This window comes from Candidatus Moraniibacteriota bacterium (assembly GCA_035390125.1).
GTDB lineage: Bacteria > Patescibacteriota > Minisyncoccia > Moranbacterales > GWC2-37-73 > DAOOTD01.
On sequence record DAOOTD010000002.1, the window covers coordinates 204,563 to 231,108 of the forward strand.

The following is a 26,546-nucleotide window of genomic DNA, read 5'->3' on the forward strand; positions in this document are numbered from 1 at the left end:
CAATTAGTGAAATATGTGCTATAATCGACTTAGATAGGCTAAAAATAAGCTCTATTTCTATAATTTTGTTAGCTTTTTAGACGGGTGACCGTCTTTTTTTATTAATTTTAAAAAACAAACATATGTCAAAAATTGAAGGAAATTATTCAAGAGAATCTTATGATAAAACCCAAGAGGATGAGGCAAATCTAAAGCAACAGATAGGTAACGCAAAATCTGCCGATGAAATGATAGAAATCGCCACGAAACTCAAAGAAATCGAGAGCAACAAACAAGAACTTCATGATGCCGCTTATGATGAAGCTTTGGCTGAAAATCAAGCAAGAATGCAGAGGGGCGAGTTAAAGGAAAGTGGTTCGGAAAAAACAATGTACGAAGAAGCGGAAGACGAAAATAAGGAATTTGAAAAAGCTAAAAATATAAATCAGCTCGAAGAGACTTCCAAAAATTTAAAAGAACAATTAAACCAAGCAAAATCTGCCGATGAGATGATAGAGATTGCAAAACAATTAAAGGAGATTGAAGAAAAAAAGAAAGAAATTGAAGGAGGTTCGCAAAAAGAGGAAACAGGGGAGAAAATTACAACTATAGAAGAATTAAAATCGAAAGATAGTGAAGATACTACTAAAAAAATTGAGGAAATACGAAAAAAAATAAATGGAGGAGAGGAGGATAAAAATAAGAATGAAGCGCAACAAGAAAATCCCTTTTTAAAATATGCATATCATGACCAAGAATCATACCAAAAAACAATGAAACAACTTCATAATGATGAAATGAATCAAATAAATGAATTAGTTGGTCAAATTGAAAATGGAACAATCAGTAGCTTAGATAAATTTAAATTAAAAGAGCTGATGTGGAGAAAACAAGGTGGGATGAAAGAAGAAGAAAGGAATTCTATCTGGGAAAAGATAGATGGATCATCAAAGAAAAAGAATGAAGTGCAACAAGAAAAACCAATGCCATCTGCAGAAGATATAGAAAGTGCCGAAAAAATATTCGGAAAAGTATTGCAGGGTCCAATGACTTCAGAGCAATTTGAGGGTAGTAAGATTTTTTTATGTCAGGGACCTGATAGCAAACTTCGATATTATGCTATTAGACGTAATTCAAAGGGTTCCTTGGAGGGAAATGAGTTTTCTCTTATGGAAAAAACAGATGGTCAATGGAAGAATTTTATTTCAACTGGACTGCATCGGATTGATAATCGCGATCCTAATGTTACGACTGGGCCGACTTATCAAATGCATAGCTCTGAACTAGAAAAAATGGAAACATTGCTCCGATCTTACGATATAAAAATTTAAAAAGATTTAAAAAGCAAATTTATTTGTTTTTGTGAGAATGATATATTTTGTGCAATTTCCAAATTAAGATAAATAAAAACACTGCTTAAATAAATCAAGTGGTGTTTTTATTTTTCCTTCTCAATCTTATTCAGCAATTCTTTGACTTTTTGGATGCTATCCCAGTCATGGATTGAGATTGGCAAAATATTGGAAGAAATTTTTTCCAGCTTCTTAATTTTTTTCTTAAGCTCTTCCGGCGAAACAATATCGGTTTTGCTAATGAAAATATATTCCGGTTTTTTAAGTAAAATTGGGTTGTATTTCTCCAATTCTTTTCTTATGGTTTTATAATCTTTGATTGGGTCTTCAGATTCAACTGATAAAAAGTGAAAAAGAATTTTTGTGCGTTCAACGTGCCGCAAAAATTTTATGCCTAAGCCCTTGCCCTCAGAAGCTCCTTCAATCAGTCCCGGAATATCAGCTAAAATAAGCCCATAGTAGACGCCTAAATTTGGTTCAAGTGTGGTGAATTGATAATTGGCGACTTTGGCGCTGGCATTGGTGATCTCATTGAGCAGGCTTGATTTTCCAGCATTGGGAAGTCCGACAAATCCAACATCGGCAATCAATTTTAGCTCCAGACGCAAATTGAAATGCTCGCCAAGTTTTCCTTCTTCAAATTCTTCCGGAGTTGTGTTGGTTGAAGACCTGAAAAGAAAATTTCCGCGGCCGCCTTTGCCGCCCTTGGCAACCAAAATTTCTTGTCCGACTTTAGTTATTTCTAAATCTTCCTTGGTGTCTAGATTATGGATAACAGTTCCGATAGGAACTTTTATGGCTAAATTTTCACCATCTGGACCATCGCAAAACTGGCCCTTGCCATCGCGGCCGTTTTGAGCGCTAAGCTGCTTTTTATAGCGGAACTGGCCAAGCGCATTAAGATCAGAAACACCAATGAAAATTATATTTCCTCCATTACCGCCGCTTCCACCAGCAGGCCCAAGACTCATAAGATTCTTGTTAAAACTCGCGCATCCTTTTCCGCCATGCCCGGCAGTTATTTCAATTTTTACGTCATCAATCAGCATAACTGAATAAGTATAAAATAAAATCTCAAAAAAGGCAATGCTTTATGTTTGCTTATGCCTTTTTCTGTGCTAAAATAAGGGAAGATGAATAAAAAAACAAAAAAATTGGCTTTAATAATGGCCTGGGCTTTAACAGTTCCTGTATTTTTAGTGTCCCAGATTTCTTTTTGGCAGGCTCCAGTCATTGTTGTTTATGCAGCAGACAGTATATCCAATATTGAAGAAGAAAAAGAAGAAATTGAAGACAAAATCGAAAGAGAACAAAAAGCCCTGCAAAAAAGCCAACAGGAACTTTCACAAATACAAGGCGCAGTTAATTCAACTCAATCAGCCATAAATAAGACCCAGTCTGATTTGAATAAAGTTAAAGAAACAATTTCTCGTAAGGAAATGGAAATAGTAAATTTGAATGATCAGATAAAATTGAGTGAAGAAGCACTGAAAAGTTTTTTACAAAAAATTTATTATATAAAAAATAAGGCTATTCTGGAAGTGGTTCTATCTGAAGAAAGTTTCACGGGCATGTTTTCTAGTGTTGATAATATCCTGACTCTTGAAGATAAGATTATGGATATGACAAATAAAATTTCAGAAACAAAAAAACAGGTTGAACAAGACAAAATTGAGCTAGCCGATATAAAAGAAAAACATGAGGATGTTTTAGAAAAAAGAATTGATGAAAAGCAGGGCTTACTTGCAGATAAAGCAGAAGCTGCATCAGATGTAGCAGAAAAAGAAGCAACAATTGAAGAATTACAGGCGAAATTAGCAGAATTGGAAAGCGATTTAAATGTTTTAACCGGAAAATCATTCAACGCTAAAGACATTAAAGAAGCGGTCGAATATGCTAGTGATAAGACGGGAGTTCCAAAGGGGGTTCTTTATGGATTTTTGAAAATGGAAACGAATTTAGGGGCCAATACGGGACAGTGTACTTATAAAGAAGTTGAAAAAGTGGCAATTGCAAGGTATAAGAAATACGGATCAAAATACAAGAACTCAATTGCATTGCTTTATAAAAGGAGGGACCTTTTTTATGATTTAGTGGACGATTTAGGATACAGTAAAAGTAAAAAAGTTTCCTGTTCGCCAAGTGGTTATATCGGACAAGGAGGAGCTATGGGTGTCCCACAATTCATGTCTGACACGTGGCAAGGATATAAATCAAGGATAACTGCCAAGACTGGGCATAAAACGCCGGATCCATGGGATTTAACTGACGGTGTTATGGCTATGGCTATAAAATTGAGGGAAGCTGGAGCAACTTCAGACAGTAAAACTGCAATTAAAAAAGCTTCAATCAATTATCTGGGAACATTCTATGCAAATTATTACAATGGCATAGTTTATTGGTCTAAGAATTACAAGCGGCTTTTTAATTAATGAGTTATGAATAATAAACTTTACATAACAACTACTTTACCATACGTTAATGCTCAGCCTCATATTGGTTATGCTTGGGAGGTGGTTAGGGCAGATGCCTGGGCAAGATTTCAAAGACTTTCAGGCCATGAAGTTTTTTTCAATATCGGGACAGATGAACATGGGGCTAAAATTTATGAGCGTGCCAAGGAGCTAGGCATTGATACGCAGGCCTATTGCGATCAACAGGTAGAAAAATTCAAAGAATTGAAAAATATTTTAAATTTAAGCTTCGATAATTTTATTCGTACAACCGATGAACATCATATTCAGGCAGCCCAGAAATTCTGGAAACAGGCTGATGCCAATGGTTATATTTACAAGAAAAATTACAAGACTAAATATTGCATAGGTTGTGAGATGGAGAAGACAGATTCAGAGCTTATTGACGATTGCTGTCCATTGCATCCTGACAGAAAAATTCAAATTGTAGAGGAGGAAAATTATTTCTTTAAATTTTCAGCTTTTCAGAAAGAATTGTTGGATTTATATGAAATAAATCCTGAATTTGTAGTGCCAAAACATCGTTTTAATGAAATTAAAAAATTTGTAGAGATGGGTCTCATGGACTTCAGTATTTCCAGGATAAAAGAAAAGATGCCTTGGGGTGTACCAGTTCCAGGCGATGAAAACCATGTAATTTATGTCTGGTTTGACGCTCTAGTTAACTATATTTCGGCTATTGGTTGGCCAGATGATCTGGAGAAATTTAATTCTTGGTGGCCGGGAATTCAAGTAGCCGGCAAGGACAACATTCGCCAGCAGTCAGCTATGTGGCAGGCGATGCTTTTGTCAAATAAACTGCCTCCGTCCAAGCAGATTTTTATAAACAGTTTCATAACCAGTAATGGGCAAAAAATGTCCAAGTCATTAGGAAATGTTATTTCACCCTATGAAATGGTTGAAAAATTCGATGTCGATGGCACGCGCTATCTTTTGCTTATCCTTAATAGCTTTGGGGATGATGTGGATATTAATTGGGGCTGGATGGTAGAAAAATATAATGCTGATTTGGCAAATGGACTAGGCAATCTAACTTCACGAGTTATAAAACTTGCTAAAAATTTTAAATTTAAAATTTCAGATTTCAGATCAAGTCCTAATGAAAAAATATCTAATTTCTTAAAAAATTTAGAGATAAATAAGGCGTTGGAATATATATGGGATATTGTAAAAGAAGATAATAAATATATTGAAGATAATAAACCATGGGAACTTTCTAAAAATGACGAGAATAAGTTTAAAGAAGTTATGGAAAAATTAATCTCAGATCTTCATCTCATATCTCAATTTCTAGCGCCTTTTTTGCCTGAAACATCAGAAAAAATCAAAAAAGCATTGGAAACAAAGCAGGTTGAGCCTCTTTTCCAAAGAATAAAGTAGTTTAAGAAATAAGAATTCATATTGTTTGTATTATATGGCAATAGATAAAATTTAACCTGTATAAATAATATGAAGATAGCAATTAGTGGCAATATTTATATGTTGCCAGACATAATAGAGATGCAGGAATTGTTAGAGGAGCGTAAACATAAAGTCATTCCTACTTTTGAATATTTGGATCAGCTAGAGGAAATAAATGAAAAAAAAAGAACTAAAAACAGGACATCTTTTTTTGATAAACTGAAAAAATGCGACGCGCTTTTAGTGGTTAATAATTCGCTAAAAAAGGGTCGTGAAAATTATATTAGCGGAAGTTCTTTTCTGGAAATGGGATTTGCACACGCCTTAGGAAAAAAGATATTTATTTTGCAAGACATTCCTGATTTATCATATAAGGACGAAATTATGGCTATGAAACCAATTGTATTAAATGGAAACTTAAACAAAATAAGATAGATAAATTATGCAGTTTATTGATAGTCATGCGCATGTAAACTTCAATGCCTATAAAAATGATGGCGAAGAAGTTCTGAAAGAAGCACTCAACAAAGGAGTGCTTGTTGTTAATGTCGGTTCGCAGTATTCGACCAGTCAGCGTGCAGTTAAATATGCACACAAACTGAAGGGAGTATATGCAGCCGTTGGAATTCATCCAATTCATCTTAATAAAAAAACAGTTCATATAGACTCCGATGAATTGGATTCAACTATAGAAATAGAAGCCAATGGCGAGGATTATGATGCAGAAAAATATTTAGAATTAGCTAGAAACGAAAAAGTTGTGGCTATAGGTGAAATCGGTTTAGATTACCATCATTTTACAGAGGGAGATGATGTTGAATTTTTGAAAAATAAACAGAAAGAAGTTTTTATAAAATTTATCGAACTTGCCAATTCAGTTGGTAAGCCAGTTATGTTGCATTGTTGGGATGCATATGATGATCTGTTGGAAATTTTGGAAAAACATCCAGTAAAAAAGAAAGGTATATTGCATAGTTTTATCGGGAGTTATAAAACAGCTAATAAATTTATTGAACTTGGATATAAAATCGGTCTCAATGGAATTGTCACGTATGGTGAAGGTTATGATCGATTGATAAAAGAAATAGATCTAAAGAATATTGTTATTGAGACTGATTGCCCATATCTGACTCCGCGTCCGCTCGAAAGAGAAAAACGCAACGAACCGGTTTTTGTGAAAATTGTGGCTGAAAAAATAGCTGTAGTAAAGGAAATTTCTGTTGAGGAAGTGGCAGAAATAACGACCAAAAACTCTAAGGATTTGCTTGGTATATAAAAATTTTTTATGCTTGACTTTACTGGGCTTTTGAGAGATAATAGATACTAATGGTTGATCAAATAAACCGGCTAAAGGCCGTTGTTTTTTATGGAAAAAAGTAAGAAACAAGATTCATGGTCTGCAATTGGTTTCGCATGGGAGTTGGGATATTCAATTTCTATCCCACTTGCAGTTTTTACTCTGGGAGGAAGAATATTGGATAAAAAACTTGAAACATCTCCGTGGTTGCTTTTAGCAGGATTGTTTATTTCAATTATAGTTACGTTCTACATCGTTTATCAGAAATTGATGGCGATAATCAATGATCAAGAATCCTCAAATAAAGACTTAAAAGATAATAAAAAAGAATAAAAAAATAATGGAGATTTCATTATCAGCAGAATCACTCTTTCACATTGGCAGTTTCCCGATTACTAACACACTAGTGATGACTTTTTTGCTTAGTACGCTGATTATAATTACCTCGCTTGTTTTACGGAATAAGCTTAAGCTTATTCCGCGTGGTTTTCAAAATGTTTTTGAATATATAGTCGAGGCTATTTTAGACTTGGTAGACAGTGTGACACAAAACAGAGAACAGACAAAAAAATTTTTTCCAATTGTCACTACGATTTTTATATTTATCATCTTATCTAATTGGATAGAGATAATTCCTGGACTTGGAACTATTGGAATAAATGAAATTAACAAACATGGAGAAACAGTTTTAGTTCCATTTATCCGCAGTACTTCAGCTGATCTTAATGTTACTCTAGCTATAGCTCTTATTTCCGTTTTTACCATTCAATTCATGGGTATTGCTGCTATTGGTGCTGCTAAATATGCAGGAAAGTTTTTTGTAAACCCATTCCATAAGCCATATTTTATAGGAACATTTGTCGGAGGTTTGGAACTTATCAGTGAAATTGCAAAAATAATTTCATTCTCTTTTCGTTTATTCGGAAATATTTTTGCTGGAGAGGTGTTGCTTATTGTGATGCTAAATCTGGTTCCATATTTTGTACCACTTCCTTTTTTATTTTTGGAATTATTTGTCGGATTTATCCAGGCACTGGTTTTTGCAATGTTGACATTGGTCTTTCTGAAAATGGCAGTGACAGAAGTGGCACACTAAAATTGGTTAATTTTTTAATTTATAATCGAGCTTTATCTTTTCTCCCATAAGAGAGAAAGAAAAGATGATGCACGAATAAAAAGTATGGATGCAGAAGCAATGAAATCATTGGGTGCTGCTCTCGCAATCGGGCTGGGAGCAATTGGACCTGGCATTGGAATCGGACTTTTAGCTTCAAAAGCTATGGAGTCAATTGGGCGCAATCCGGAAGCTACCTCAAAGGTTCAGACAGCCATGATTCTGGCTATAGCCTTTACAGAAGCTATAGCTATTTATGCACTGGTTGTGGCTCTCATTATTAAATTTGTTTAATTGGTTTATAGTCAGCAGCTCGTAATATTGCGGGCTGTAAACTATCAACTAATAATTATAAAAATATGGAACTGTTAAATAATCTCGGAATTAACGCCAAACTGCTTATTGCGCAAATTGTTAATTTTTTAATATTGTTATTTGTATTGTATAAATTTGCTTATGGCCCAGTATTAAAATTGCTTGATGAAAGAACCAAAAAAATTGAAAGAGGCTTGAAAGATGCTGAAGATGCACAAAAAAAACTGTCTGAAATCTCTGGAAAGGAAAAAGAAATTTTGATTAAAGCTAAAAAACAAGCTCAAGAAATTGTAGCTAAAGCAGAAGAAATAGCCATAAAAAATAAAGAGGAAATAATTGCTTCTGCTAAAGAACAATCAGAGAAAATTATAGCCGATTCGAACAGAAAAATTGAATCAGAAAGGACACTAATGTTCCAGGAAATAAAAAAACAGGCGGCAGAACTAGTTGTGGCTGCGACAGAGAAAATTATTGATGAGAAAATGAATTATGAAAAGGATAAGAATTTAATAGAAAAGGCACTAAAATAAAATGAAAGCTACAATTCAGCAATATGCTAAAACATTATCGGAGATTACAGCAGATAAAACTGAAAAAGAAATCAGCGGTATTGTTGCGCATTTTGCTGAAATTCTGAAAAAAGAGGGACAATTTAAAAATATACAAAAAATAATTGAAAAATTCTCTGAATTTTATAATTCAGAACATGGAATCGTGGAAGTAAGCGTCACCACGAAGTTTGGAATTCTGGGCAAAGAATTGAAAGATATTGAGGATTTTATAAAAAATAAATGCAAAGCAAAAAAAGTTATCATTAAAAACACTATCGATGAAAAAATAAAAGGAGGAATAATTATAAAAATAGGAGACGAAATTTTAGACGGAAGTGTATCCAGCAAATTGAAAAAAATTAAAAAAGTATTGAGTAATTAATTTTCATTTCATTATAAATAATATGAATAAAGATTTTATTGTAGAACAACTTAAAAAGCAGATAGAAAATTTTAAGGTCGAAATGCAAATTGAAAAAACCGGTAAAGTTATCGAAGTTAGTGACGGAGTCGCCCGCATTTCAGGGCTTAGCGATATCATGGCTTCAGAAATGGTTGAATTTCCCAATGGAGAAATCGGTGTGGCTCTTAATCTTGAAGAAGACTATGTAGGTGTCATGATTTTAGGAAGCTTCTCTGGAATTAAAGAGGGGGATGAAGTAAGGGCTACTGGCAAAGTACTTTCTATTCCTGTTTCCGATTTTATGGTTGGTCGTGTTATTAATTCTCTGGGGATGCCCATGGATGGTAAGGGCGATATCAGGGCTGAAAAATATTATCCAGTTGAAAAAATTGCTCCCGGAGTTATAACCAGAAAATCAGTCAATCAGCCTGTTCAGACGGGAATAAAAGCCATTGACGCTATGATTCCTATTGGACGTGGACAACGCGAACTTATTATCGGTGATCGCCAGACCGGAAAAACAGCCATTGCTATTGATACTATTATCAACCAAAAGGGGCACAATATGAAATGTATTTATGTTGCGATTGGTCAAAAAGAATCAAAAATTGCCAGGATTGTTGGTGAGCTTGAAAAAAGAGGTGCTATGGAATATACCACAGTTATTATAGCTGGTGCATCAGACAGTGCAGCGCTTTCTTATATTGCTCCTTACTCGGGGTGCGCATTGGGAGAATATTTTATGGATAAAGGTGAGGATGTGCTGATAATTTTTGATGATCTTTCTAGGCACGCTTGGGCTTATCGACAAGTTTCTCTTATCTTAAAACGTCCGCCGGGACGTGAAGCTTATCCTGGTGATGTTTTTTATCTGCATTCACGTCTCCTGGAAAGAAGTGCGAAACTTAATGATGATTTTGGCGGAGGAAGCTTGACAGCGCTGCCTATTATTGAAACGCAGGCTGGGGATGTTTCAGCCTATATTCCGACCAATGTTATTTCCATTACTGACGGGCAGATTTTTTTGGAATCAGATCTGTTTTATAAAGGTGTAAGGCCGGCACTTAACATAGGAATTTCAGTTTCACGTGTTGGTTCATCTGCGCAGATTAAAGCTATGAAAAAAGTAGCTGGAAAATTGAGATTGGATTTGGCGCAATTCAGAGAGCTAGAAGCTTTTGCCCAATTTGGATCCGATCTCGATGAAAAAACAAAAGCACAAATCGAAAGAGGATTAAGAACAATCGAAATTGTTAAACAAGGGCAATATGAACCGATGGCTGTCGAACACCAGGTTGCAATTTTGTATGCGTTGACTAATGGATTTTTAGATGATGTGGCTGTCGAAAAAGTAAAAGAATGGGAAAATGGTTTCCATAAGTATTTAGATGCGCAGGCTAAAAATTTAATCAAATTAATTGAAGATAAAAAAGAATTAACAGAGGAAGTTATAAATGCGCTTGAGAAAACGATTAAAGAATTTAAAGAAATCTATCAATAATACAATAAAATGCCTAGCTCAAAAGACATAAGACGTCGAATAAAATCAATAAATTCTACAAGGAAAATAACCCGTGCCATGGAGATGGTTTCTGCTGCCAAAATGCGTAGGTCTGTGGCTAGCGTGCTTAATGTCAGACCCTATGCGCATGCTGCTTGGAGTGTTCTGACCAATTTAGCTAGAGCTTTTGAATCTTCCAATACAAAAGGGTTTTTGGATGTACGTGAAGTAAGAAGCATATTAATGGTGGTTATTGCTTCTGATAGAGGTCTATGCGGATCTTTTAATACGCAAATATCTAAAAAAATAAAAGAAGAAATTTCAAATCCAGAGAGGTTGAAGATTAACAGGTTTGGAAATAGAAAAATAGAGTCAATAATCAAAAATGAAGATTTAAAAATTGATTTTATAACCGTCGGAAAGAAAGGAGAGAATATAGTACGCAAATTGCGCAGGGATATAATTGCTTCTTTCACTGACGCAGGAGCTTTTGCTAAGGTTGGAGACATAGAACCTCTTTTTAAAATCGTAGCTAATGATTATTTGGCGAAAAAGTATGACAAAATAGTTGTGGTTTATACTGATTATGTTTCTACAATTATACAAAGGACGTGCATACGTCAGGTGTTGCCTATTTCTAAAGTTGATATAGAAAAACAAATCGCGGAAATGGATGTGCTAGCCAAAGAGTATGGCTTAGAAGAACCAATTTTGGAATATAAAATTGAACCAAGTCCCAGGGAAGTTCTGGAGTTTATATTGCCACGCCTTATTGAAATGCAGCTTTTTCATGCAATTTTGGAATCACAAGCTTCAGAACAAAGCGCGCGGATGATGGCCATGAGGAATGCTAGTGATGCGGCGGCAGAAATGTCTGAAGATCTGACTTTAGCATACAATCAGATAAGACAAGGAAAGATTACACAGGAAATAGCGGAGATCAGCGCAGGAAGAGCGGCGTTAGAGTAATTTATTTTTTGCTATAAATAATTTTAATTTTTTATATTATGAATAAAGGAAAAATCAATCAAATAATTGGGCCAGTAGTGGATGTGGAATTCTCTGGAGAAATTCCGGCAATTTATGACTCGTTGGAAATAACTCTTAGTAAAGATAGCAAATTAGTGTTAGAAACTGCTCAGCATTTGGGTGGCAACAAAGTCCGTGCTGTGGCTATGGGTGCGACGGAGGGTCTTAAAAGAGGCATGGAAGTAACCGCAACTGGCGCACCGATTCAAGTTCCGGTTGGGCAAGAAACATTGGGGCGAATGTTTAATTTGCTCGGAGAAGCGATTGATGGAAAAGAAAATATCAAAAAGAAACAATCTTCTCCAATTCATCGTGATGCTCCTAAATTTTCTGAGCAGACTACGGAAGCGCAAATTTTTGAAACCGGCATAAAGGTTATTGATTTAATTTGTCCATTTGTAAAAGGTGGAAAAGTTGGATTGTTTGGAGGCGCTGGTGTAGGGAAAACAGTTGTAATTCAGGAACTTATCCGCAATATTGCCCAGGAACACGGAGGATTTTCAGTTTTTGCCGGAGTTGGAGAAAGAACACGCGAGGGCAATGATCTTTATCATGAAATGAAAGATTCGGGTGTACTTAATAAAACAACTTTAGTGTTTGGCCAAATGAATGAACCACCAGGAGCTCGTCAGAGAGTTGCACTTTCGGCTCTGACTATGGCCGAATATTTCCGGGATAAAGAAAATAAAGATGTTCTTTTGTTTATTGATAATATTTTCCGTTTTACACAAGCTGGTAGCGAAGTCTCAGCTCTTTTAGGAAGAATTCCTTCAGCTGTAGGATATCAGCCAACACTGGCAGAAGAAATGGGAAAACTTCAAGAAAGAATTACTTCCACTAAAAATGGATCAATTACATCTGTGCAGGCAGTTTATGTTCCAGCTGATGACCTAACGGATCCAGCACCAGCAACGACTTTTGGTCATTTAGATTCGACAGTTGTACTTTCAAGAGGTCTCACTGAACTTGGAATTTATCCAGCAGTTGATCCTCTTGATTCAAGTTCAACAATATTAGATCCAAACATAGTTGGGCAGGAACATTATGATGTGGCTCGCGGAGTACAGAGAGTTTTGCAAAGATACAAAGATTTACAGGATATTATTGCAATCTTAGGCATGGAAGAACTTTCTGATGAAGATAAAATTATGGTTACTCGGGCCAGAAAAATACAGAAATATCTTTCACAACCATTCTTTGTGGCCGAACAATTCACTGGTGCCAGTGGGAAATATGTAAAATTATCAGATACTATTAAAGGATTTAAAATGATTTTAAGCGGAGAGCTGGATGATATTCCTGAGCAGGATTTTTATATGAAAGGAGATATAGCTGAAGTCAAAAAGCAATAATTTACTAATATGAAAATAAATTTTAAAATTATAACTCCAGAGAAAATTGTCTATGAAGATGAAGTTGACCAAGCAACAATGCCAGTGTCTGATGGAGAGATTACAATTCTTCCCAATCATCGTAGCTATATAGCTTCTCTTAAACCCGGAGAAATAAGGCTAAAAATGGGAAAAAATGAAAAATTTCTGGCAACTTCAGGAGGTTTTATTGAATTTAATAAAAATACACTTGTTGTATTAGCCGATACGGCTGAACGCGCTTCAGAAATAGATCTCCAGCGCGCTGAAGAAACGGCCAGAAAAAGAGCAGAAGAACTTAAGAAAGAAAAAGTTGCTATGAGCGAAATTGAATATGCACGAATAGCATCTTTAATTGAAAAAGAACTGGCACGTGTCAAGGTTGCTAAAAAACATCGTAGCAGGCAAGGAATGAAAATTAACTAAACTTATAAAATATTTTTTTAAAAAATATGAAAACACTATTTAAATTTAAAAATACACACCATTGTGAAGCAGTGGTTTTATCATGCATAGATTTCAGGTTCTGGAAAGAAACTGCTGAATTTATTGAAAAAGAGCTAAATATTAAAAGTTTTGATTTTCCCTCACTACCTGGATCAGCTAAAGCCATCAATGAAAGCCAGGAAGGAGACATTGTTTCACAATGTATCAACGTGCCGGTTGAGCTGCATCATGTAAATAAAATTATTATTATCAATCACGAAGACTGTGGCGCCTATGGCGGGTCAAAAAAATTTGCAGGCAATGCTGATGCTGAACAAGAATTCCATATATCTGAGCTCCAAAAAGCCAAGGAAAAATTAGTTAGCAAATATGCAGATAAAGAAATATTTTTAGTATATGCTGCATTGGACAGCGAAAAAGAAAATATTGAATTTATAATAGTAAAATAAAAAAATTATTCAAACATAAAATCCCTATTTAAATTAGGGATTTTGTGCCCGAAGAGAGACTCGAACTCTCATGGCTTGCGCCACACGATTTTGAGTCGTGCGTGTATACCAATTTCACCACTCGGGCATTATTTAAGCCATAATAACTTCTTAATGATAGATATTTGAAAGTCATTTGTCAATGTGATAATATTAGGTTATGGCTAAAATAATTTCACTCATAAATCAAAAGGGCGGAGTAGGAAAAACCACGACAGCGATCAATATCGCAACTTACCTAGCAAGTGCTGGAAAACTGGTACTTTTGGTCGATCTTGACCCTCAAGGAAATGCTTCATCAGGCCTAGGTATTGATGTACGCAATCTTAATAAAGGTTTATATAATTCTCTGGTTGGCGGAGAACATCCAAGGAATATAATTATAAAAGCAGAAGGTTCTGGACACGATATCTTGCCATCCTCTCAGGATCTAGCAGGTGCAGGTATTGAATTAGTAAATTTTGATAATAGGGAATTCAAGCTCTATGATGTTCTTAGACAGATTCGCACTGATTATGATTATATTATTATTGATAGTCCGCCAAGCCTAGGATTGCTTACAATTAACGGACTTGTTGCAAGTGATGAAATTTTAATTCCAGTTCAAACGGAATACTATGCCTTGGAAGGTTTAAGTCAGTTATTGCAGACAATTGAATTGGTACAAAAACATTTGCAACCAAATCTAAAGATAATGGGTGCTGTGCTTACCATGTATGACAAGCGCAATCGTTTAGCTAAGCAAGTTGTTAGAGAAATGCGCAATCATTTTCCAGGGCATGTTTTCGATAGTGTAATCCCAAGGAGCGTCAGGTTAGCTGAAGCTCCAAGTTATGGAAAATCAATTTTGAATTTCGACAGTCTTTCAAAGGGGGCGAGATCTTATAAAAATTTAGTCAAAGAAATTTTAGAAAAAGAAGAAAAAAATAGCAAAAAATTTACAATATAAATATAAAATTTAGAAAATATATTATGGTACAACAATTTGGTTTGGGGAGAGGGCTTTCTTCGCTTATTCCTAACAAACAATCTAGGCCCAAAAATATGGAAGAATTTTCTGGAACTATTTCTAGTCCAGCGGTTGATTCAATTCGGGGAGATAAATATATAGTTGAAGTAGATATAAATCAAGTAATTGCTAATCCTTACCAGCCGAGAATGCAATTTGATGACGATAAGTTAGAAAATTTAGCACAATCTATAAAGATACATGGCATAATACAGCCCCTAATTGCTACTAAAAAAGAAAATTACTATGAAATTATTGCTGGGGAGCGAAGATTCCAGGCTGCTCATAAAATTGGGCTTAAAAAGATTCCAGTTATTTTGCGTGAAGCCGATGAACTTCAAAAACTTGAATTGGCAATTGTAGAAAATGTGCAACGCCATGATTTGAATCCAATTGAAGAAGGAATTGCTTACCAAAAATTAAGTGATGAATTTCAGATGGGGCAGGAAGAAATTGCCACGAAAATAGGTAAAAGCCGTAGCTTAGTAGCTAACAAGATTAGGCTTTTAAGTCTCCCAATTGAAATTCAGAAAGGTTTAGTGGAAGGAAAAATAAATGAAGGTCATGCCAAAGCAATTTTGTCAATTGAAAATTCTGAAAAACAGCGGGCTTTATATGAACTAATTCTCAAAAATAATTTAACAGTTAGGCAAATTGAAGATAAAAGCCGGGAAGTTTCAGTTAGATCACATAAGCGGGTTGTTTCAATCGATCCGCAGATTAAACAATTGGAAAATAGGCTGGTAGAAATATTGGGCACGAAAGTTAAAATTTCTAAGGCCGGCGACGGCGGAAAAATCGTCATTGAATATTATTCCAAGGAAGATCTAGAAATACTTCTAGAAAAACTTTCACAAAGAAAATAAAAAATTATTATTTAACACGTTAAGTAACAAAATCAAAAACAATCCTACGCAGGGTTGTTTTTTGTAATCTATTTTATAATATTTTCTTTCCGTAGTTCTCTCCTGATGTGCGATTTAGCGACGGTAGTTTTTACAAATTTCAGCCAGTCCTGATTGGGATTTTTGCGATCCTTAGAAGTCAAAATTTCTAAAACGTCTCCATTTTTGATTTTATAATCCAGCGGAACCATATTGCCATTAACTTTAGCACCTGTAGCATGATTACCTATTTCTCCATGAATAGCATAAGCAAAGTCAATAGGTGTTCCTTCTTCAGGCAGGTCTATTATGTCACCTTTAGGCGTAAAGGCAAAAATATGGTTTTTAAAAAAATCAATTTTTAGACTTTGCATAAATTCTTCATCATCGCGTCCTATTTCATTTTGCCATTCACGGAGTTGTTTGACCCATTCAACTTCCTTTTCTGGAATTACCTCTTTCTTTTTAAACGTTATATAATCTTTCCAGTTCTTTTTCTTTTTTTGCTCGCTGTAAATCCAATGAGCAGCTATTCCGAATTCTGCTTCATTATGCATTTTTAGTGTCCTAATCTGTACTTCAATTATTTTTCCATCTGGTCCGAAAACTGTAGTGTGAATAGATTGGTAACCGTTAGGCTTTGGCAGGGAGATGTAATCCTTGATTCGTCCAATCATTGGGCGGTATTTTTTGTGTACTATACCTAAAACTTCATAACAGTCGGCAATTTCAGAAACTATAATTCGTACAGCAACTAAGTCATGAATGCGACTGATATCCATGTCATATTTTTTAAGCTTTAGAAAAAGACTGTAGAGGCTTTTAGCTCGCCCATCTATTTTTATTATATTTATCCCTTCCTTCTTTATCTCTTCGCTGAGTTCACTAATGGCCTGGTAGACATATTTTTCTTGCTGTTTATAATTTTTTTCTTCTAAATTCTTTACTAATGTAAAATTTTCATTATCAAGGTATTCAAAAGCAAGATCCTGAAGTCTGCTTTTAATATCTCCCATCCCAAGCCGGTTGGCTATTGGTGCGAAAACTTCCATGGTTTCGCGGGCAATACGTATTTGTTTTTCCGAAGGATTATATTTAAGTGTCTGCATATTATGCAAACGGTCAGCCAATTTGATTATTATTACCCGGATATCAGTAGCCATTGCAATAAACATCTTGCGTAAATTTTCCAGAAAATATTCCTCATGAGATCCACGCAGCTTTATTTTTCCTAATTTTGTGATTCCATCAATCATTCCAGAAATTTCTCTGCCAAAAATTTTTTCAATTTCATCCAATGTCACTGGTGTATCTTCCGGAACATCATGAAGTAATCCAGCAGCAATGGTCTTTGAACCCATACCTATTTCTGCCAGTATTTTTGCTACTGCAATGGGGTGCTGTATATATTCTTCACCACTGCGCCTCTTTTGTCCCAAATGCGCCTTGCTGGCAAAGTTAAAAGCCTTAGTTATTAATTTAACTTTTTCTTCTGTAGGATCCCTAAGAATGCTTAAAATATCTTTTAAAATTAACGGTTTCATTTTTTATATGAATTTAATTGATATATATAGTATAAATAAGCAATAAACAAGTGGCAAGTTTTAAAATTAAAATCCGCTGGTTGCGGATTTTAATTTACTTTTCAAATTTGCATCCCTTGCCAGAACACTTAATTTTTCCCTTAGCAGCAAAGGCAAGTGGTTGTCCGCAATTAGGACAAAAATCACCTGTAGGTTTATTCCACATGGCAAAATCACACTCCGGATATTTATTGCATCCATAAAATATTTTTCCATTTCTAGATTTACGGGCTACTATATCTCCAGTTTTGCACTTAGGACATTTCAATCCTGTTTTTTGTTCTATTTTCATTATATTTTTGCATTCAGGATATTTTGAGCATCCTAAAAAAGATCCAAATCTCCCTCGTTTTACTACCATTAAAGCTCCGCATTTATCGCAAATAATCCCGGAGTTTTTCTCATCTTCTTTTTTTTCTTCTTCTGTTTTCCCTGTATATTTACAGGTTGGAAAATTAGAACAGGCAATAAATTTTCCAAAGCGTCCAAATTTTATAATCAAATCTCCTCCACATTCGGGGCATTTCTGATCAATTTTTTCTTCCTTTTTTTCAACCGTTTCTATTTTAATTTCTAAGTGGCTATGGAAAGGTTCATAAAATTCACGGATTATTGGAACCCACTGCCTCTGCCCTTCGGCAATTTCGTCAAAATCCTTTTCAATGGTAGCAGTAAAATCTATGCTGACTATTTCTGGAAAATGTTCAACTAAAATGTCGTTAACTAGTAAACCAATTTCCACAGGATATAATCTTTTTTCCTCGTTCTTTTCTACGTACTTACGTTCAATTATGGTAGAAATTGTCGGAGCATATGTAGAAGGCCTACCTATTCCATTTTCCTCTAAGACTTTTACTAGCGTTGCTTCATTATATCTTGGAGGAGCAGAAGTAAATTTTTGTTGGGTTTCAATTTTTTTAATATCCAAAATATCCCCCTCTTTGAGTTTAGGTAAAAACGATTCTGCTTTCGCAGCTTTTCCATTATAGACTTTCATAAATCCATCAAAAACTATAATTGAACCAGTTGCCTTAAACAAATAATTATTTTTTATTCCCTTTGCTTCAATATCAACTTTAACTGAATTTAATTTGGCACTTTGCATCTGACAAGCAATGGTACGATTCCAAATTAAACGATATAATTTGTATTGGCTTGATTCCAGATCCGACTCAAGTTTATCAGGAGACGTTTCTAGGTTTGTCGGACGTATGGCTTCATGTGCTTCTTGTGCTGACTTAGATTTATTTTTATAATAACGCGGGCTTGAAAGTGAATATTTCTTTCCAAATTTTTTTTCAATTACTTTACGTGCACTCACGAGTGACTCCAATGACAAATTCAAACTATCAGTTCGCATGTAGGTAATATATCCCTGTTCGTAAAGTTTTTGCGCGGTGGCCATAGTTTGTTTAGCGGAAAAACCAAAATTATTGATAGCTGCCTGTTGTAAAGTCGAGGTCGTGAATGGTGCAGCTGGATTGCGCAAGGTTTCTTTTTCTTCAACAGAGAAAACAGCGAATTTTGCCTGATTTATTTCTGTAGCAATTTCTTCAGCTGATTTTTTATCAGTGATTATGCTCTTTTTTGTCTTATAATCTCCGGCGAAAAGCTTCAGGGTTACATTTTCTTCTATTTTATTGCCATTCTTTTCCGTAAGGTTGGCATCAAACTCTTGTTTTTCGTTATGTTTCTGCAACTTTGCATTAATAGTCCAAAATTCTTCTGCTTTAAATTTTTCTATTTCCCTTTCACGTTCCACGATTAATCTTAAGGCCACTGATTGCACGCGTCCAGCGCTTAAACCCCTGCGTATTTTTTTCCAAAGAAACGGAGAAAGTTCATAACCGACCAAGCGGTCAAGCACGCGGCGCGCCTGCTGTGCATCAACGAGGTTTAAATCTATTTTTCTGGGATTTTGCAGAGCTTTTTCTATAGCGCTCTTAGTAATTTCATGAAAGACAATTCTGGAATATGGTTTTTTATTTTTATTTTCTAAATCTAAAGCCTCAACCAGATGCCAGGAAATTGCTTCTCCTTCTCGGTCTTCGTCAGATGCTAAAATTATTTCTTTAGCTTTGACAGAGGCCTTTTTAAGTTCAGTTACTTTTATGCGCGACTTAGTCGGAATAATATAATGAGGAGCAAAATTATTTTCAATATCAATTCCCATTTCGCTTTTTGGCAAATCGCGAACATGGCCAAAAGATGATTTTACGGTGAATCCTTTACCTAGAAATTTTGAAATCGTTTTGGCTTTAGTAGGTGACTCTACTATTACAAGTTTCATTTATTTTTTTAAATTATAATTTTATATACTGCTGTCCTCCTATATTTTTCACTAACCCTTTTATTTCTAAAAGAGAAAGTGTAGAAGAAACTGTCGCTGTTTCAAGTTTAGTCAGTTTAGTTATTCTGTCAATATATATTTTTTCATGCGACAGTACGGAAAGTATATTTTTTTCTTCTTCTGTCAGTTCTAAATTTATTTTTTCTGTAGCCGGTTTAATATCTTGTTCTATTCTTAATTCACTTAAGATATCAGTAGCGCAGGATACTAATTTAGCTCCCGATGATTTTATCAGCATATGTGTGCCTGCTGACTGCGGAGAGAAAACTGATCCCGGTACAGCAAAAACTTCGCGATTATAATCTAGTGCCAGATTAGCAGTAATAAGGCTGCCGCTTTCTAAAGCAGCTTCAATCACAAGTGTACCCAAACTCATTCCGGCCATAATCCTGTTGCGTGCCGGAAATGTCCAATTGGCTGCCTGGGTTTTCATAGCGAACTCACTAATAAGTAGCCCATCATTTTCTATTATATCTTGTGCTAGTTGGAAATTAGAACGCGGATAAATACTTTCTGCATCTAAGCTGTTACCTAACACTGCAATAGTTTTTCCTTTAGCATCAAGCGCGCCCTGGTGAGCAGCAGAGTCAATGCCAAAAGCTAGCCCGCTGACTACGCAAATTCCATTATTAGCTAAATCTCTGGCAAATACTCTTGTAACTCGACTTCCATATTCTGTCAATTTACGCGAACCGACAACAGCCACCATTGGAAGTTTAAGGCAATTTAAATTACCTTTCATGTATATAAGGTAAGGGCTGTCAGGTATTTGCTTGAGAAGTTCCGGATATTCTTCGTCTTGAATAGTGAAAACCTTTACGTTTTCTTTTTTAAGCTTATCCCACTCCTCATTTGGATTTATATTTGGGCGCTGGGTAACAATTTTTTCGGCTACTAATTCGCCGATGCCGGATTTAACCAAGGAAGAAAAATCGGCTTCCCAGACTATTTCCGAGGAATTGAAAAAATTCATGAGCTGTTTCAGTTTCTTGCATCCGAGCCCGTCAATTTTATTTAAAGCGTTTAAGTACTTCATTATTTAAAAATTTTCGACAAAAACTTTTTTATTTCTTTTAAAACTTTCTCAATTTTTTCTTTTTCTTTATCGGAAAATTTTTGCAGAACAAAATCCTCAGCAGGCAAATTTGTGTTTGTTCCAATGCCAATTCTAATCCTTTTAAATTTCTGTGTGCCGAGGTTGTCAATGATATTTTGCACGCCATTATGTCCAGCTGAAGAGGAATCTTCTGCGAGGCGGTATTCTCCAAGCGCAATATCTTTGTCGTCATGGATAACCAAAATATCATCAGCAGACAATTTATAAAAATCCAAAATTTTGCGTAATGCTTCACCAGAAAGATTCATGAATGTTTGCGGTTTCACTAAAATAACTTTTTCTTTTGCAGAAATTTCAGCGTTGAATTTTTTATTAAATTCAAATTCAGGGAAAGCCAGTTCTTCTTTAAAATTATCCAGAAATTCAAAACCTATGTTATGACGTGTTCCTAAATATTTTTTGCCGTGATTTCCTAGGCCTATGATAATTTTCATAATTATTTATTTGGTATTATTTATATAAAAAATTTCTTGTTTATCTTCAGCATTTTCCAAATCCTGCATCGTATCTTCCTCGTATTTATAAATATTAGCCAAGTCACTACCTAATGTAATTATAATATCATATGCGGGAGTTGTCGTATCTATAGGTTCATTGGATAAAGTTGCAGGCAGTTTTTTAATAAGTTCATCTAGTGTAAATATTTTTATACCATTTGAATTATCTGTTATTTTTGTTTGTGAAACTACTATATCTTGTGATTTTTGTATATAGTAAACATTTTTTATATTTAATTTTTCAGTCAATAAATTTTTAATTTTTGTATTTAATTGACTTTCTCCACTGTTATTTATGATACCTATTTTAGCTTTTTCTTCAACTATTGCATCCTGACGTTTTTTAAGTTCATCTAAATTAAAAATATTTTTTTCTAAATCATGGATCTCGCTATAATTTCCGATGCGAGGTATGAGTATAAAAGCTGAAGCGTTTCCTAATGTTACATGGGATACTTTCAATAAGCTATCTTTTTTCCAAGCATCTGCAACTATATTATTGATGTTTTGCATATCAACTTCCTGGCTAAGCTTTATAAATCCATCAATATCTTCAAAAGTAATATCTGTTTTAATACTTTCTTCAAGTGTGTTAAGGATATTATTAAGCGTTATAACATTAAGAAGTGTTTTTACAGAAAATAATTTATTTTTCACCGCTTGGATAACTTGCTGTTGTCTTTTAGCTCTGCCAAAATCACCTTCAGGATCGCCATGTCTTTGGCGAACATACTTCAGAGCAGTTTCTCCGTCTAAAACATGAAAACCCTTGGATAATGAGAATGTTTCATAGCTATAATTTTGTCCAGGATATTGGGTGTCGTAAATGTCTCGCTGGGAAATTATGTTTATTCCGCCAATCTGATCGATAATTTTCTTGAATCCTTCAAAATTAATTACTAAATAATAATTTAATTCAATTCCTGTAATTTCTTCGACAGATTTTTTTATGATATTGACTCCCTCATTCATCTTTATCCCAATTGGATAAAGACTGTTTATTTTCGCGTGGGATTGCGTGTCCGGGATCTTAACATAAAGGTCGCGCGGCAAAGAAAACATGGCTACTTTTTTATTTTTCGTATCAACACTCATAATAATAACCGTATCAGTAAGATTTCCCCCGGGCTTATGCTCTCCTGCCGTTCCCAATAGTAATATATTTATACGTCCATTTTCTTCTCCTTTTAATTGATTATGACTACTTGGAATAATTGGAGAAATAATTGCACGTGCATATTGCGACAAAGTTTTTTTCTCTGCAGAAAAATATTCCGAATTGATTTTTTTACTTATAGTATATGTTTTCCAAGAGAAGTATAATCCGTATGATACTGAAAATATTAAAACTAAAACTGCCAATAAAGCAATGCTTTTTTTAAATATAATTATTGTACGAAATTCTTTTTCCTTTTTATCCATAACTTCAGATTCATCGCAGGAAATAAAAACTTCTTCCTTGCCCTGATTATTGCGAGTATTATTTTTTAAGCATTTTAGTGAATTTTGAGAATCTTTAAAAAGATTTCTTTTAATGCTATCCATAGAGAAAGGGCAACAAAAGGTATTAATATGTGTTAATGATAGCCCAATAAAAGGCTAAATGTCAAAAAATACTTATTTTAAGCTATAAAACAACCCTTGCATTAAGCAAAAATACGTGCTATTATTGCTTTGTTTTATCCTCTAAAAACGCTATTTATTTGGTGTTTATTAGCTAGTATGAAATAATCTTTTAATAATTTATGAATTATCAGAACAATATAAAAATCGAAAACAATGAAGAAATATACGGTGTTGGCAATTTTCTTTGGGAAGTTATAAAAGTATTTTTTTGGGCACTGGTAATCATTGTTCCTATTAGGGTATTCCTTTTTCAGCCATTTTTTGTGCAAGGCGCAAGTATGCAACCAAATTTTGAAAATGGAGATTATCTTATTATAAATGAACTAGGCTATAAAGAAACTGATATAAAGGTTGCAGGTGTTAGCGTTCTTTCGGCAGGATCTTTCAAGGAATTAAAACGATATGATATTGCTGTATTTCGTTATCCTTTAAATCAAAAACAATTTTTTATTAAGCGTGTGATAGGACTTCCCGGAGAGAAGGTGAAAGTTGAAAATGGCAAAATCAGAATATATAACGATAAAAATCCAGAGGGGTTTATTCTTGATGAAAGCGAATATCTTTCTCAGACTGTTTTTACTGTAGGTGATTCAGAGGTTAAATTAGAGCAAGATCAATATTTTGTATTGGGAGATAATAGAAAAGCCAGCTATGATTCACGTGCATGGGGCGCTGTTCATAAAAGCGATGTAATCGGCAAGGTTTTTATTAGGGCATGGCCAATTTCAAAAGCTGAAATATTATAGCATTAATATTTATCTTTAATTTTTAGAAAAATATGTTGAAAAGAAAGAAAACCAAAAGGACTATTAAAAAAAAGAAAAGTAAAAATGCATCATTAAAAAAATCAGTTAGTTCATCTAAGAAACAGAAAAGTCAAAAAATAGAGGAAGAAATTTTAATGCAGCCACCAAGAGGCATGCGTGATTTGTTGCCTGGCGATCAATCATATTGGAATCAGCTTAGGCGTGTGCTTTCCAGGATAGCACTCGAATACGGATTCGGGAGAATAGACACTCCTATTGTTGAATATGCTAATCTTTTCATACGTTCAATTGGCAAGGGAACCGATATTATAGATAAAGAAATGTATATCTTTAACACTAAAGGAGGAGACCGTGTTGCCCTAAGACCCGAAATGACAGCTAGCATAGGACGTGCTTATATACAGCACGGTATGAATGTTCTTTCAAAACCAGTAAAATTATTTTCAACTGGACCAGTATACCGTTATGACCGTCCACAAGAAGGTCGCTATAGGGAGCATTTTCAAGCTAATTTCGATGCATTTGGCGAGCAAGATCCGATTCTTGATGCTCAGATTATTCAATTAGCACACCGCATTATTACAACGCTTGGTATTAAAAATGTTCAATTTCAAGTTAATTCTATAGGTTGTCCAAAGTGTAGAAAGGAATATCAAGAACTTTTAGTAGCTTATTTTGAATCCAAGAAGCAGAAATTATGTCAAAATTGTAAAAAAAGATTAGAAACAAATCCATTGCGCATTCTAGATTGCAAGGAAGATAAATGCATTCAGGTTGCATCGACTGCTCCCCAATCAGTTGATCGTTTATGTAGTGAATGCCGGGTACATTTTAAGAGTCTTTTGGAATATTTAGATGAATTGGATTTGCCATATGTTATTAATCCGCGTCTCGTAAGAGGCCTTAGCTATTATACAAAAACTGTATTTGAAATTTGGTCTGGAGATGAAGAACAGAGAAAATATTCTTTAGGTGGAGGAGGAAGATATGATTATTTAATAGAGGAATTTGGAGGTGAGCACACTCCTGCTGTTGGGTTCGGAATTGGAATGGATAGGATCATATTTGAAATGAAAAGAGTACATGCAAAAATGTACATAGAACCAAAACCACGCGTATTTCTGGCACAGCTTGGTGAGTTAGCGAAGAAAAAAAGCCTTAAAGTATTCGCTGAATTGCAAAAAAATAGTATTCTTACAGCCGAAAGTTTTGGTAGGGGAAGTCTAAAATCACAACTCAGATTAGCTGATCGTTTGGGTGTTGAAATCACTCTTATTGTTGGGCAAAAAGAAGCACTTGACGAGACAATAATAGTTAAAGACATGGTGAGTGGTACGCAAGAAACCGTGACTAAAGAAAAATTAATAACAGCTGTTAAGAAAATTTTGAAAAACAATGTAATTGTTTCGCATGAAGGAGAATAATTAAATCTTTTAAGAAATCAGAAAAATTATAATTTAATGCAAAAGTATTGATAGTTGTTCAATGTTTTTTATAGGGGTTGAACTTATTTATACTACATGATAAATTATATATAAGTATATTTGGTTAAAATATAGAGAGGAGGAATTTATGATAGAAGTTAGAAAAAAAGACAAAGAAACTGCAGAAAGTCTGATGAGGAGATTTTCTCGCCGCATCCAACAAAGCGGTATTTTAGTCCGTGCCCGTAAAACCAGATTCAGGTCTGAAGAAAAGAGTAAACCAGAAAAAAGACAAGAAGCTTTGTACAAAGTTAAAATAAGAAAAGAAATTGACAAATTAAAAAAGCTTGGAAAGTTTGATGATGAAGCTTTGAAAAATATCAAGCGTAAAATGAGCGAATAAAGCTTATGAATCTAAAGGAAAAAATAACTTCAGATATTAAGAATGCAATGCTTTCTGGTGACACGGTTCGCAGAGACACGTTGCGTTTTTTGGATAGTGCTATAAAGAACTTTGAGATTGAAAAAAAGAAAAAAGACTCTGGACTAAGTGATGAAGAAATTTTGGAAGTTATTAGTCGTTCAGTAAAACAAAGAAAAGACAGTATTCAGCAATACATAAATGGTGAACGTCCGGAATTGGCCGAGAAAGAAAAAATGGAACTGGAAATACTAAAAACTTATATGCCGGAACAGATAAGTGAAGATGAAATTAGGAAAGCTGTTAAGGAAATTATTTCTATTATGGGTGCAGTTGGCGCATCTGAAATTGGAAAGGTGATGGGACAAGCTATGGCAAAACTTAAAGGTAAGGCTGATGGAAATATTGTAAAGAGGATTGTCAGTGAGGAATTACAATAGGTTATAAATATTCAATTTTATAAAAGCACCTCGACAATTCATTGGGGTGTTTTTATGTTTGCATTTTTTAATCTTAGCTGGTAGTATAACGATCTGACGGCATTGGTTAAAAAAGAACCTTAACATAAATTGATAAATAAAGCTATATTAAAGGGGGTAATTTTTATGCAAAGAAGGTCGCGAAAAACTGTGTTTGGTGGGATTTACATTGGAATTAAAGGGGGAGGAGATGCTAACACTAATGAAATTTTGTATAAAGCTCTTGTGGATGCAAATTTATCCACAGAACATGAACGCAAAGAATACAAAGGCACACCTATTAATGTGTGGAAAGTAACCTCATCCTTCGTAAAAATGTTGTATAAAAAGCAACATAATTTCAATCTCCTGTTTGTTGCTTATGAGGAAATCAATTACACGCTTCAAATTTTTAAATTCTTAGATCCGATTGTGCGGAAAAAAGCAAAACAGATGAAACTTGCCAAGGAATGTGAGAAAAAAAAGAGAGAAAAAAGCGAAGTGCAAAGAGCGCCATATTAAAACTTTCAGCAAAATATTTTCTTGAGGGGCAACACTAAATAGTGTCGCCCCTTTTTTCATATCTAAACTTGTCTTGACGGATATTTTTATAAGATTATAATGGACCAGGAACTGGATAAGCAGACAAAAAAATGAATAAAAAACTGAAACTAATTTTAATATTAGAA

28 protein-coding genes and 1 tRNA gene are annotated in these 26,546 nt (G+C 34.5%); 22 read left to right on the plus strand and 7 right to left on the minus strand.

What is annotated here, in order from left to right; genetic code table 11:
* Nucleotides 1-122: 122 nt before the first annotated feature.
* Entirely contained in the window at nt 123-1,310 is a 1,188-nt protein-coding gene (locus tag PLR68_02915) for a hypothetical protein (GenBank protein HOW60671.1), read from the plus strand.
* Between the two features lie 107 nt (nt 1,311-1,417).
* On the opposite strand, the gene obgE is transcribed toward PLR68_02915, so the two are convergent.
* On the minus strand, nt 1,418-2,380 hold the full coding sequence (obgE, locus tag PLR68_02920) for a GTPase ObgE (GenBank protein HOW60672.1): 963 nt from the start codon (nt 2,378-2,380) through the stop codon (nt 1,418-1,420).
* Between the two features lie 84 nt (nt 2,381-2,464).
* Between obgE and PLR68_02925 the strand changes: the two genes are divergently transcribed.
* From PLR68_02925 to PLR68_02990, 14 genes are all read left to right on the plus strand, one after another.
* Nucleotides 2,465-3,763 (plus strand): lytic murein transglycosylase, encoded by a 1,299-nt coding sequence (locus PLR68_02925; protein HOW60673.1) that lies wholly within the window; start codon nt 2,465-2,467, stop codon nt 3,761-3,763.
* A gap of 6 nt (nt 3,764-3,769) precedes the next feature.
* Nucleotides 3,770-5,185: a methionine--tRNA ligase gene (gene metG / locus PLR68_02930; protein HOW60674.1), complete on the plus strand. Its 1,416-nt coding sequence runs from the start codon at nt 3,770-3,772 to the stop codon at nt 5,183-5,185.
* Nucleotides 5,186-5,254: 69 nt separating this feature from the next.
* Complete coding sequence (locus tag PLR68_02935; protein ID HOW60675.1) at nt 5,255-5,641, plus strand: hypothetical protein; 387 nt, start codon at nt 5,255-5,257, stop codon at nt 5,639-5,641.
* A 7-nt stretch (nt 5,642-5,648) separates the two neighbouring features.
* Nucleotides 5,649-6,482, plus strand: a complete 834-nt coding sequence (locus tag PLR68_02940; protein ID HOW60676.1) for a TatD family hydrolase — start codon at nt 5,649-5,651, stop codon at nt 6,480-6,482.
* Between the two features lie 90 nt (nt 6,483-6,572).
* A complete protein-coding gene (locus PLR68_02945; GenBank protein ID HOW60677.1) occupies nt 6,573-6,836 on the plus strand; it encodes an AtpZ/AtpI family protein in 264 nt (87 codons plus the stop codon).
* A gap of 7 nt (nt 6,837-6,843) precedes the next feature.
* Nucleotides 6,844-7,599, plus strand: a complete 756-nt coding sequence (gene atpB, locus PLR68_02950) for a F0F1 ATP synthase subunit A (GenBank protein HOW60678.1) — start codon at nt 6,844-6,846, stop codon at nt 7,597-7,599.
* An 84-nt stretch (nt 7,600-7,683) separates the two neighbouring features.
* On the plus strand, nt 7,684-7,911 hold the full coding sequence (gene atpE, locus PLR68_02955) for an ATP synthase F0 subunit C (protein HOW60679.1): 228 nt from the start codon (nt 7,684-7,686) through the stop codon (nt 7,909-7,911).
* Nucleotides 7,912-7,976: 65 nt separating this feature from the next.
* Nucleotides 7,977-8,462, plus strand: coding sequence for a F0F1 ATP synthase subunit B (gene atpF / locus PLR68_02960; protein ID HOW60680.1), 486 nt, complete (start codon nt 7,977-7,979; stop codon nt 8,460-8,462).
* Nucleotide 8,463: 1 nt separating this feature from the next.
* Entirely contained in the window at nt 8,464-8,865 is a 402-nt protein-coding gene (atpH, locus tag PLR68_02965) for an ATP synthase F1 subunit delta (GenBank protein ID HOW60681.1), read from the plus strand.
* A gap of 22 nt (nt 8,866-8,887) precedes the next feature.
* Complete coding sequence (atpA, locus tag PLR68_02970) at nt 8,888-10,387, plus strand: F0F1 ATP synthase subunit alpha (protein ID HOW60682.1); 1,500 nt, start codon at nt 8,888-8,890, stop codon at nt 10,385-10,387.
* Between the two features lie 9 nt (nt 10,388-10,396).
* Nucleotides 10,397-11,356 (plus strand): ATP synthase F1 subunit gamma, encoded by a 960-nt coding sequence (atpG, locus tag PLR68_02975; GenBank protein ID HOW60683.1) that lies wholly within the window; start codon nt 10,397-10,399, stop codon nt 11,354-11,356.
* A gap of 38 nt (nt 11,357-11,394) precedes the next feature.
* Nucleotides 11,395-12,768: a F0F1 ATP synthase subunit beta gene (gene atpD, locus PLR68_02980; protein ID HOW60684.1), complete on the plus strand. Its 1,374-nt coding sequence runs from the start codon at nt 11,395-11,397 to the stop codon at nt 12,766-12,768.
* A 9-nt stretch (nt 12,769-12,777) separates the two neighbouring features.
* Nucleotides 12,778-13,212: an ATP synthase F1 subunit epsilon gene (gene atpC / locus PLR68_02985; protein ID HOW60685.1), complete on the plus strand. Its 435-nt coding sequence runs from the start codon at nt 12,778-12,780 to the stop codon at nt 13,210-13,212.
* Between the two features lie 26 nt (nt 13,213-13,238).
* A complete protein-coding gene (locus PLR68_02990; protein ID HOW60686.1) occupies nt 13,239-13,682 on the plus strand; it encodes a hypothetical protein in 444 nt (147 codons plus the stop codon).
* A 45-nt stretch (nt 13,683-13,727) separates the two neighbouring features.
* Here PLR68_02990 and PLR68_02995 read toward each other — a convergent pair.
* A tRNA-Leu gene (locus tag PLR68_02995) sits at nt 13,728-13,809 on the minus strand.
* A gap of 72 nt (nt 13,810-13,881) precedes the next feature.
* On the opposite strand from PLR68_02995, the gene PLR68_03000 reads away from it, so the two are divergent.
* Both PLR68_03000 and PLR68_03005 read left to right on the plus strand, forming a co-directional pair.
* Nucleotides 13,882-14,670, plus strand: a complete 789-nt coding sequence (locus tag PLR68_03000; GenBank protein ID HOW60687.1) for a ParA family protein — start codon at nt 13,882-13,884, stop codon at nt 14,668-14,670.
* A 23-nt stretch (nt 14,671-14,693) separates the two neighbouring features.
* Nucleotides 14,694-15,596: a ParB/RepB/Spo0J family partition protein gene (locus PLR68_03005; protein ID HOW60688.1), complete on the plus strand. Its 903-nt coding sequence runs from the start codon at nt 14,694-14,696 to the stop codon at nt 15,594-15,596.
* A 68-nt stretch (nt 15,597-15,664) separates the two neighbouring features.
* Here the strand turns inward: PLR68_03005 and PLR68_03010 are convergent, their stop codons facing one another.
* The 5 genes from PLR68_03010 to PLR68_03030 form a co-directional block, all read right to left on the minus strand.
* Nucleotides 15,665-17,158, minus strand: a complete 1,494-nt coding sequence (locus tag PLR68_03010; protein ID HOW60689.1) for a RelA/SpoT family protein — start codon at nt 17,156-17,158, stop codon at nt 15,665-15,667.
* A 94-nt stretch (nt 17,159-17,252) separates the two neighbouring features.
* Complete coding sequence (gene topA / locus PLR68_03015) at nt 17,253-19,487, minus strand: type I DNA topoisomerase (protein ID HOW60690.1); 2,235 nt, start codon at nt 19,485-19,487, stop codon at nt 17,253-17,255.
* Between the two features lie 13 nt (nt 19,488-19,500).
* Nucleotides 19,501-20,583 carry a DNA-processing protein DprA gene (gene dprA, locus PLR68_03020; GenBank protein ID HOW60691.1) on the minus strand — a complete coding sequence of 361 codons (1,083 nt, stop codon included), beginning with the start codon at nt 20,581-20,583 and terminating at the stop codon, nt 19,501-19,503.
* Nucleotides 20,583-21,098, minus strand: a complete 516-nt coding sequence (gene pth, locus PLR68_03025; GenBank protein HOW60692.1) for an aminoacyl-tRNA hydrolase — start codon at nt 21,096-21,098, stop codon at nt 20,583-20,585. Before pth ends, dprA begins: the two co-directional genes overlap by 1 nt.
* A gap of 6 nt (nt 21,099-21,104) precedes the next feature.
* A complete protein-coding gene (locus PLR68_03030; GenBank protein ID HOW60693.1) occupies nt 21,105-22,706 on the minus strand; it encodes an LCP family protein in 1,602 nt (533 codons plus the stop codon).
* A 200-nt stretch (nt 22,707-22,906) separates the two neighbouring features.
* Here PLR68_03030 and lepB point away from each other — a divergent pair, with 200 nt between their 5' ends.
* The 5 genes from lepB (at nt 22,907) to PLR68_03055 (ending at nt 26,379) form a co-directional block, all read left to right on the plus strand.
* The gene (lepB, locus tag PLR68_03035; protein HOW60694.1) at nt 22,907-23,533 is read left to right on the plus strand and encodes a signal peptidase I; all 627 of its coding nucleotides are present in this window, start codon (nt 22,907-22,909) and stop codon (nt 23,531-23,533) included.
* Between the two features lie 32 nt (nt 23,534-23,565).
* Nucleotides 23,566-24,978, plus strand: coding sequence for a histidine--tRNA ligase (hisS, locus tag PLR68_03040; protein ID HOW60695.1), 1,413 nt, complete (start codon nt 23,566-23,568; stop codon nt 24,976-24,978).
* Between the two features lie 148 nt (nt 24,979-25,126).
* The gene (locus PLR68_03045; GenBank protein HOW60696.1) at nt 25,127-25,381 is read left to right on the plus strand and encodes a 30S ribosomal protein S21; all 255 of its coding nucleotides are present in this window, start codon (nt 25,127-25,129) and stop codon (nt 25,379-25,381) included.
* Between the two features lie 5 nt (nt 25,382-25,386).
* Complete coding sequence (locus PLR68_03050) at nt 25,387-25,839, plus strand: GatB/YqeY domain-containing protein (GenBank protein ID HOW60697.1); 453 nt, start codon at nt 25,387-25,389, stop codon at nt 25,837-25,839.
* 165 nt (nt 25,840-26,004) lie between these two features.
* Nucleotides 26,005-26,379, plus strand: coding sequence for a hypothetical protein (locus PLR68_03055; GenBank protein ID HOW60698.1), 375 nt, complete (start codon nt 26,005-26,007; stop codon nt 26,377-26,379).
* The last annotated feature ends 167 nt before the right edge of the window (nt 26,380-26,546 follow it).

Coding starts and splice junctions, on each gene's coding strand:
- atpC (HOW60685.1), top strand. CDS start 12,778: ATGAAAATAAATTTTAAAATTATAACTCCAGAGAAAATTGTCTATGAA.
- topA (HOW60690.1), bottom strand. CDS start 19,487: ATGAAACTTGTAATAGTAGAGTCACCTACTAAAGCCAAAACGATTTCA.
- PLR68_02925 (HOW60673.1), top strand. CDS start 2,465: ATGAATAAAAAAACAAAAAAATTGGCTTTAATAATGGCCTGGGCTTTA.
- PLR68_03010 (HOW60689.1), bottom strand. CDS start 17,158: ATGAAACCGTTAATTTTAAAAGATATTTTAAGCATTCTTAGGGATCCT.
- lepB (HOW60694.1), top strand. CDS start 22,907: ATGAATTATCAGAACAATATAAAAATCGAAAACAATGAAGAAATATAC.
- PLR68_03050 (HOW60697.1), top strand. CDS start 25,387: ATGAATCTAAAGGAAAAAATAACTTCAGATATTAAGAATGCAATGCTT.
- PLR68_03005 (HOW60688.1), top strand. CDS start 14,694: ATGGTACAACAATTTGGTTTGGGGAGAGGGCTTTCTTCGCTTATTCCT.
- PLR68_02935 (HOW60675.1), top strand. CDS start 5,255: ATGAAGATAGCAATTAGTGGCAATATTTATATGTTGCCAGACATAATA.
- atpB (HOW60678.1), top strand. CDS start 6,844: ATGGAGATTTCATTATCAGCAGAATCACTCTTTCACATTGGCAGTTTC.
- atpH (HOW60681.1), top strand. CDS start 8,464: ATGAAAGCTACAATTCAGCAATATGCTAAAACATTATCGGAGATTACA.
- hisS (HOW60695.1), top strand. CDS start 23,566: ATGTTGAAAAGAAAGAAAACCAAAAGGACTATTAAAAAAAAGAAAAGT.
- atpA (HOW60682.1), top strand. CDS start 8,888: ATGAATAAAGATTTTATTGTAGAACAACTTAAAAAGCAGATAGAAAAT.
- pth (HOW60692.1), bottom strand. CDS start 21,098: ATGAAAATTATCATAGGCCTAGGAAATCACGGCAAAAAATATTTAGGA.
- atpG (HOW60683.1), top strand. CDS start 10,397: ATGCCTAGCTCAAAAGACATAAGACGTCGAATAAAATCAATAAATTCT.
- PLR68_02945 (HOW60677.1), top strand. CDS start 6,573: ATGGAAAAAAGTAAGAAACAAGATTCATGGTCTGCAATTGGTTTCGCA.
- dprA (HOW60691.1), bottom strand. CDS start 20,583: ATGAAGTACTTAAACGCTTTAAATAAAATTGACGGGCTCGGATGCAAG.
- obgE (HOW60672.1), bottom strand. CDS start 2,380: ATGCTGATTGATGACGTAAAAATTGAAATAACTGCCGGGCATGGCGGA.
- PLR68_03030 (HOW60693.1), bottom strand. CDS start 22,706: ATGGATAGCATTAAAAGAAATCTTTTTAAAGATTCTCAAAATTCACTA.
- atpD (HOW60684.1), top strand. CDS start 11,395: ATGAATAAAGGAAAAATCAATCAAATAATTGGGCCAGTAGTGGATGTG.
- PLR68_03000 (HOW60687.1), top strand. CDS start 13,882: ATGGCTAAAATAATTTCACTCATAAATCAAAAGGGCGGAGTAGGAAAA.
- PLR68_03045 (HOW60696.1), top strand. CDS start 25,127: ATGATAGAAGTTAGAAAAAAAGACAAAGAAACTGCAGAAAGTCTGATG.
- atpF (HOW60680.1), top strand. CDS start 7,977: ATGGAACTGTTAAATAATCTCGGAATTAACGCCAAACTGCTTATTGCG.
- PLR68_02940 (HOW60676.1), top strand. CDS start 5,649: ATGCAGTTTATTGATAGTCATGCGCATGTAAACTTCAATGCCTATAAA.
- PLR68_02990 (HOW60686.1), top strand. CDS start 13,239: ATGAAAACACTATTTAAATTTAAAAATACACACCATTGTGAAGCAGTG.
- atpE (HOW60679.1), top strand. CDS start 7,684: ATGGATGCAGAAGCAATGAAATCATTGGGTGCTGCTCTCGCAATCGGG.
- metG (HOW60674.1), top strand. CDS start 3,770: ATGAATAATAAACTTTACATAACAACTACTTTACCATACGTTAATGCT.
- PLR68_02915 (HOW60671.1), top strand. CDS start 123: ATGTCAAAAATTGAAGGAAATTATTCAAGAGAATCTTATGATAAAACC.
- PLR68_03055 (HOW60698.1), top strand. CDS start 26,005: ATGCAAAGAAGGTCGCGAAAAACTGTGTTTGGTGGGATTTACATTGGA.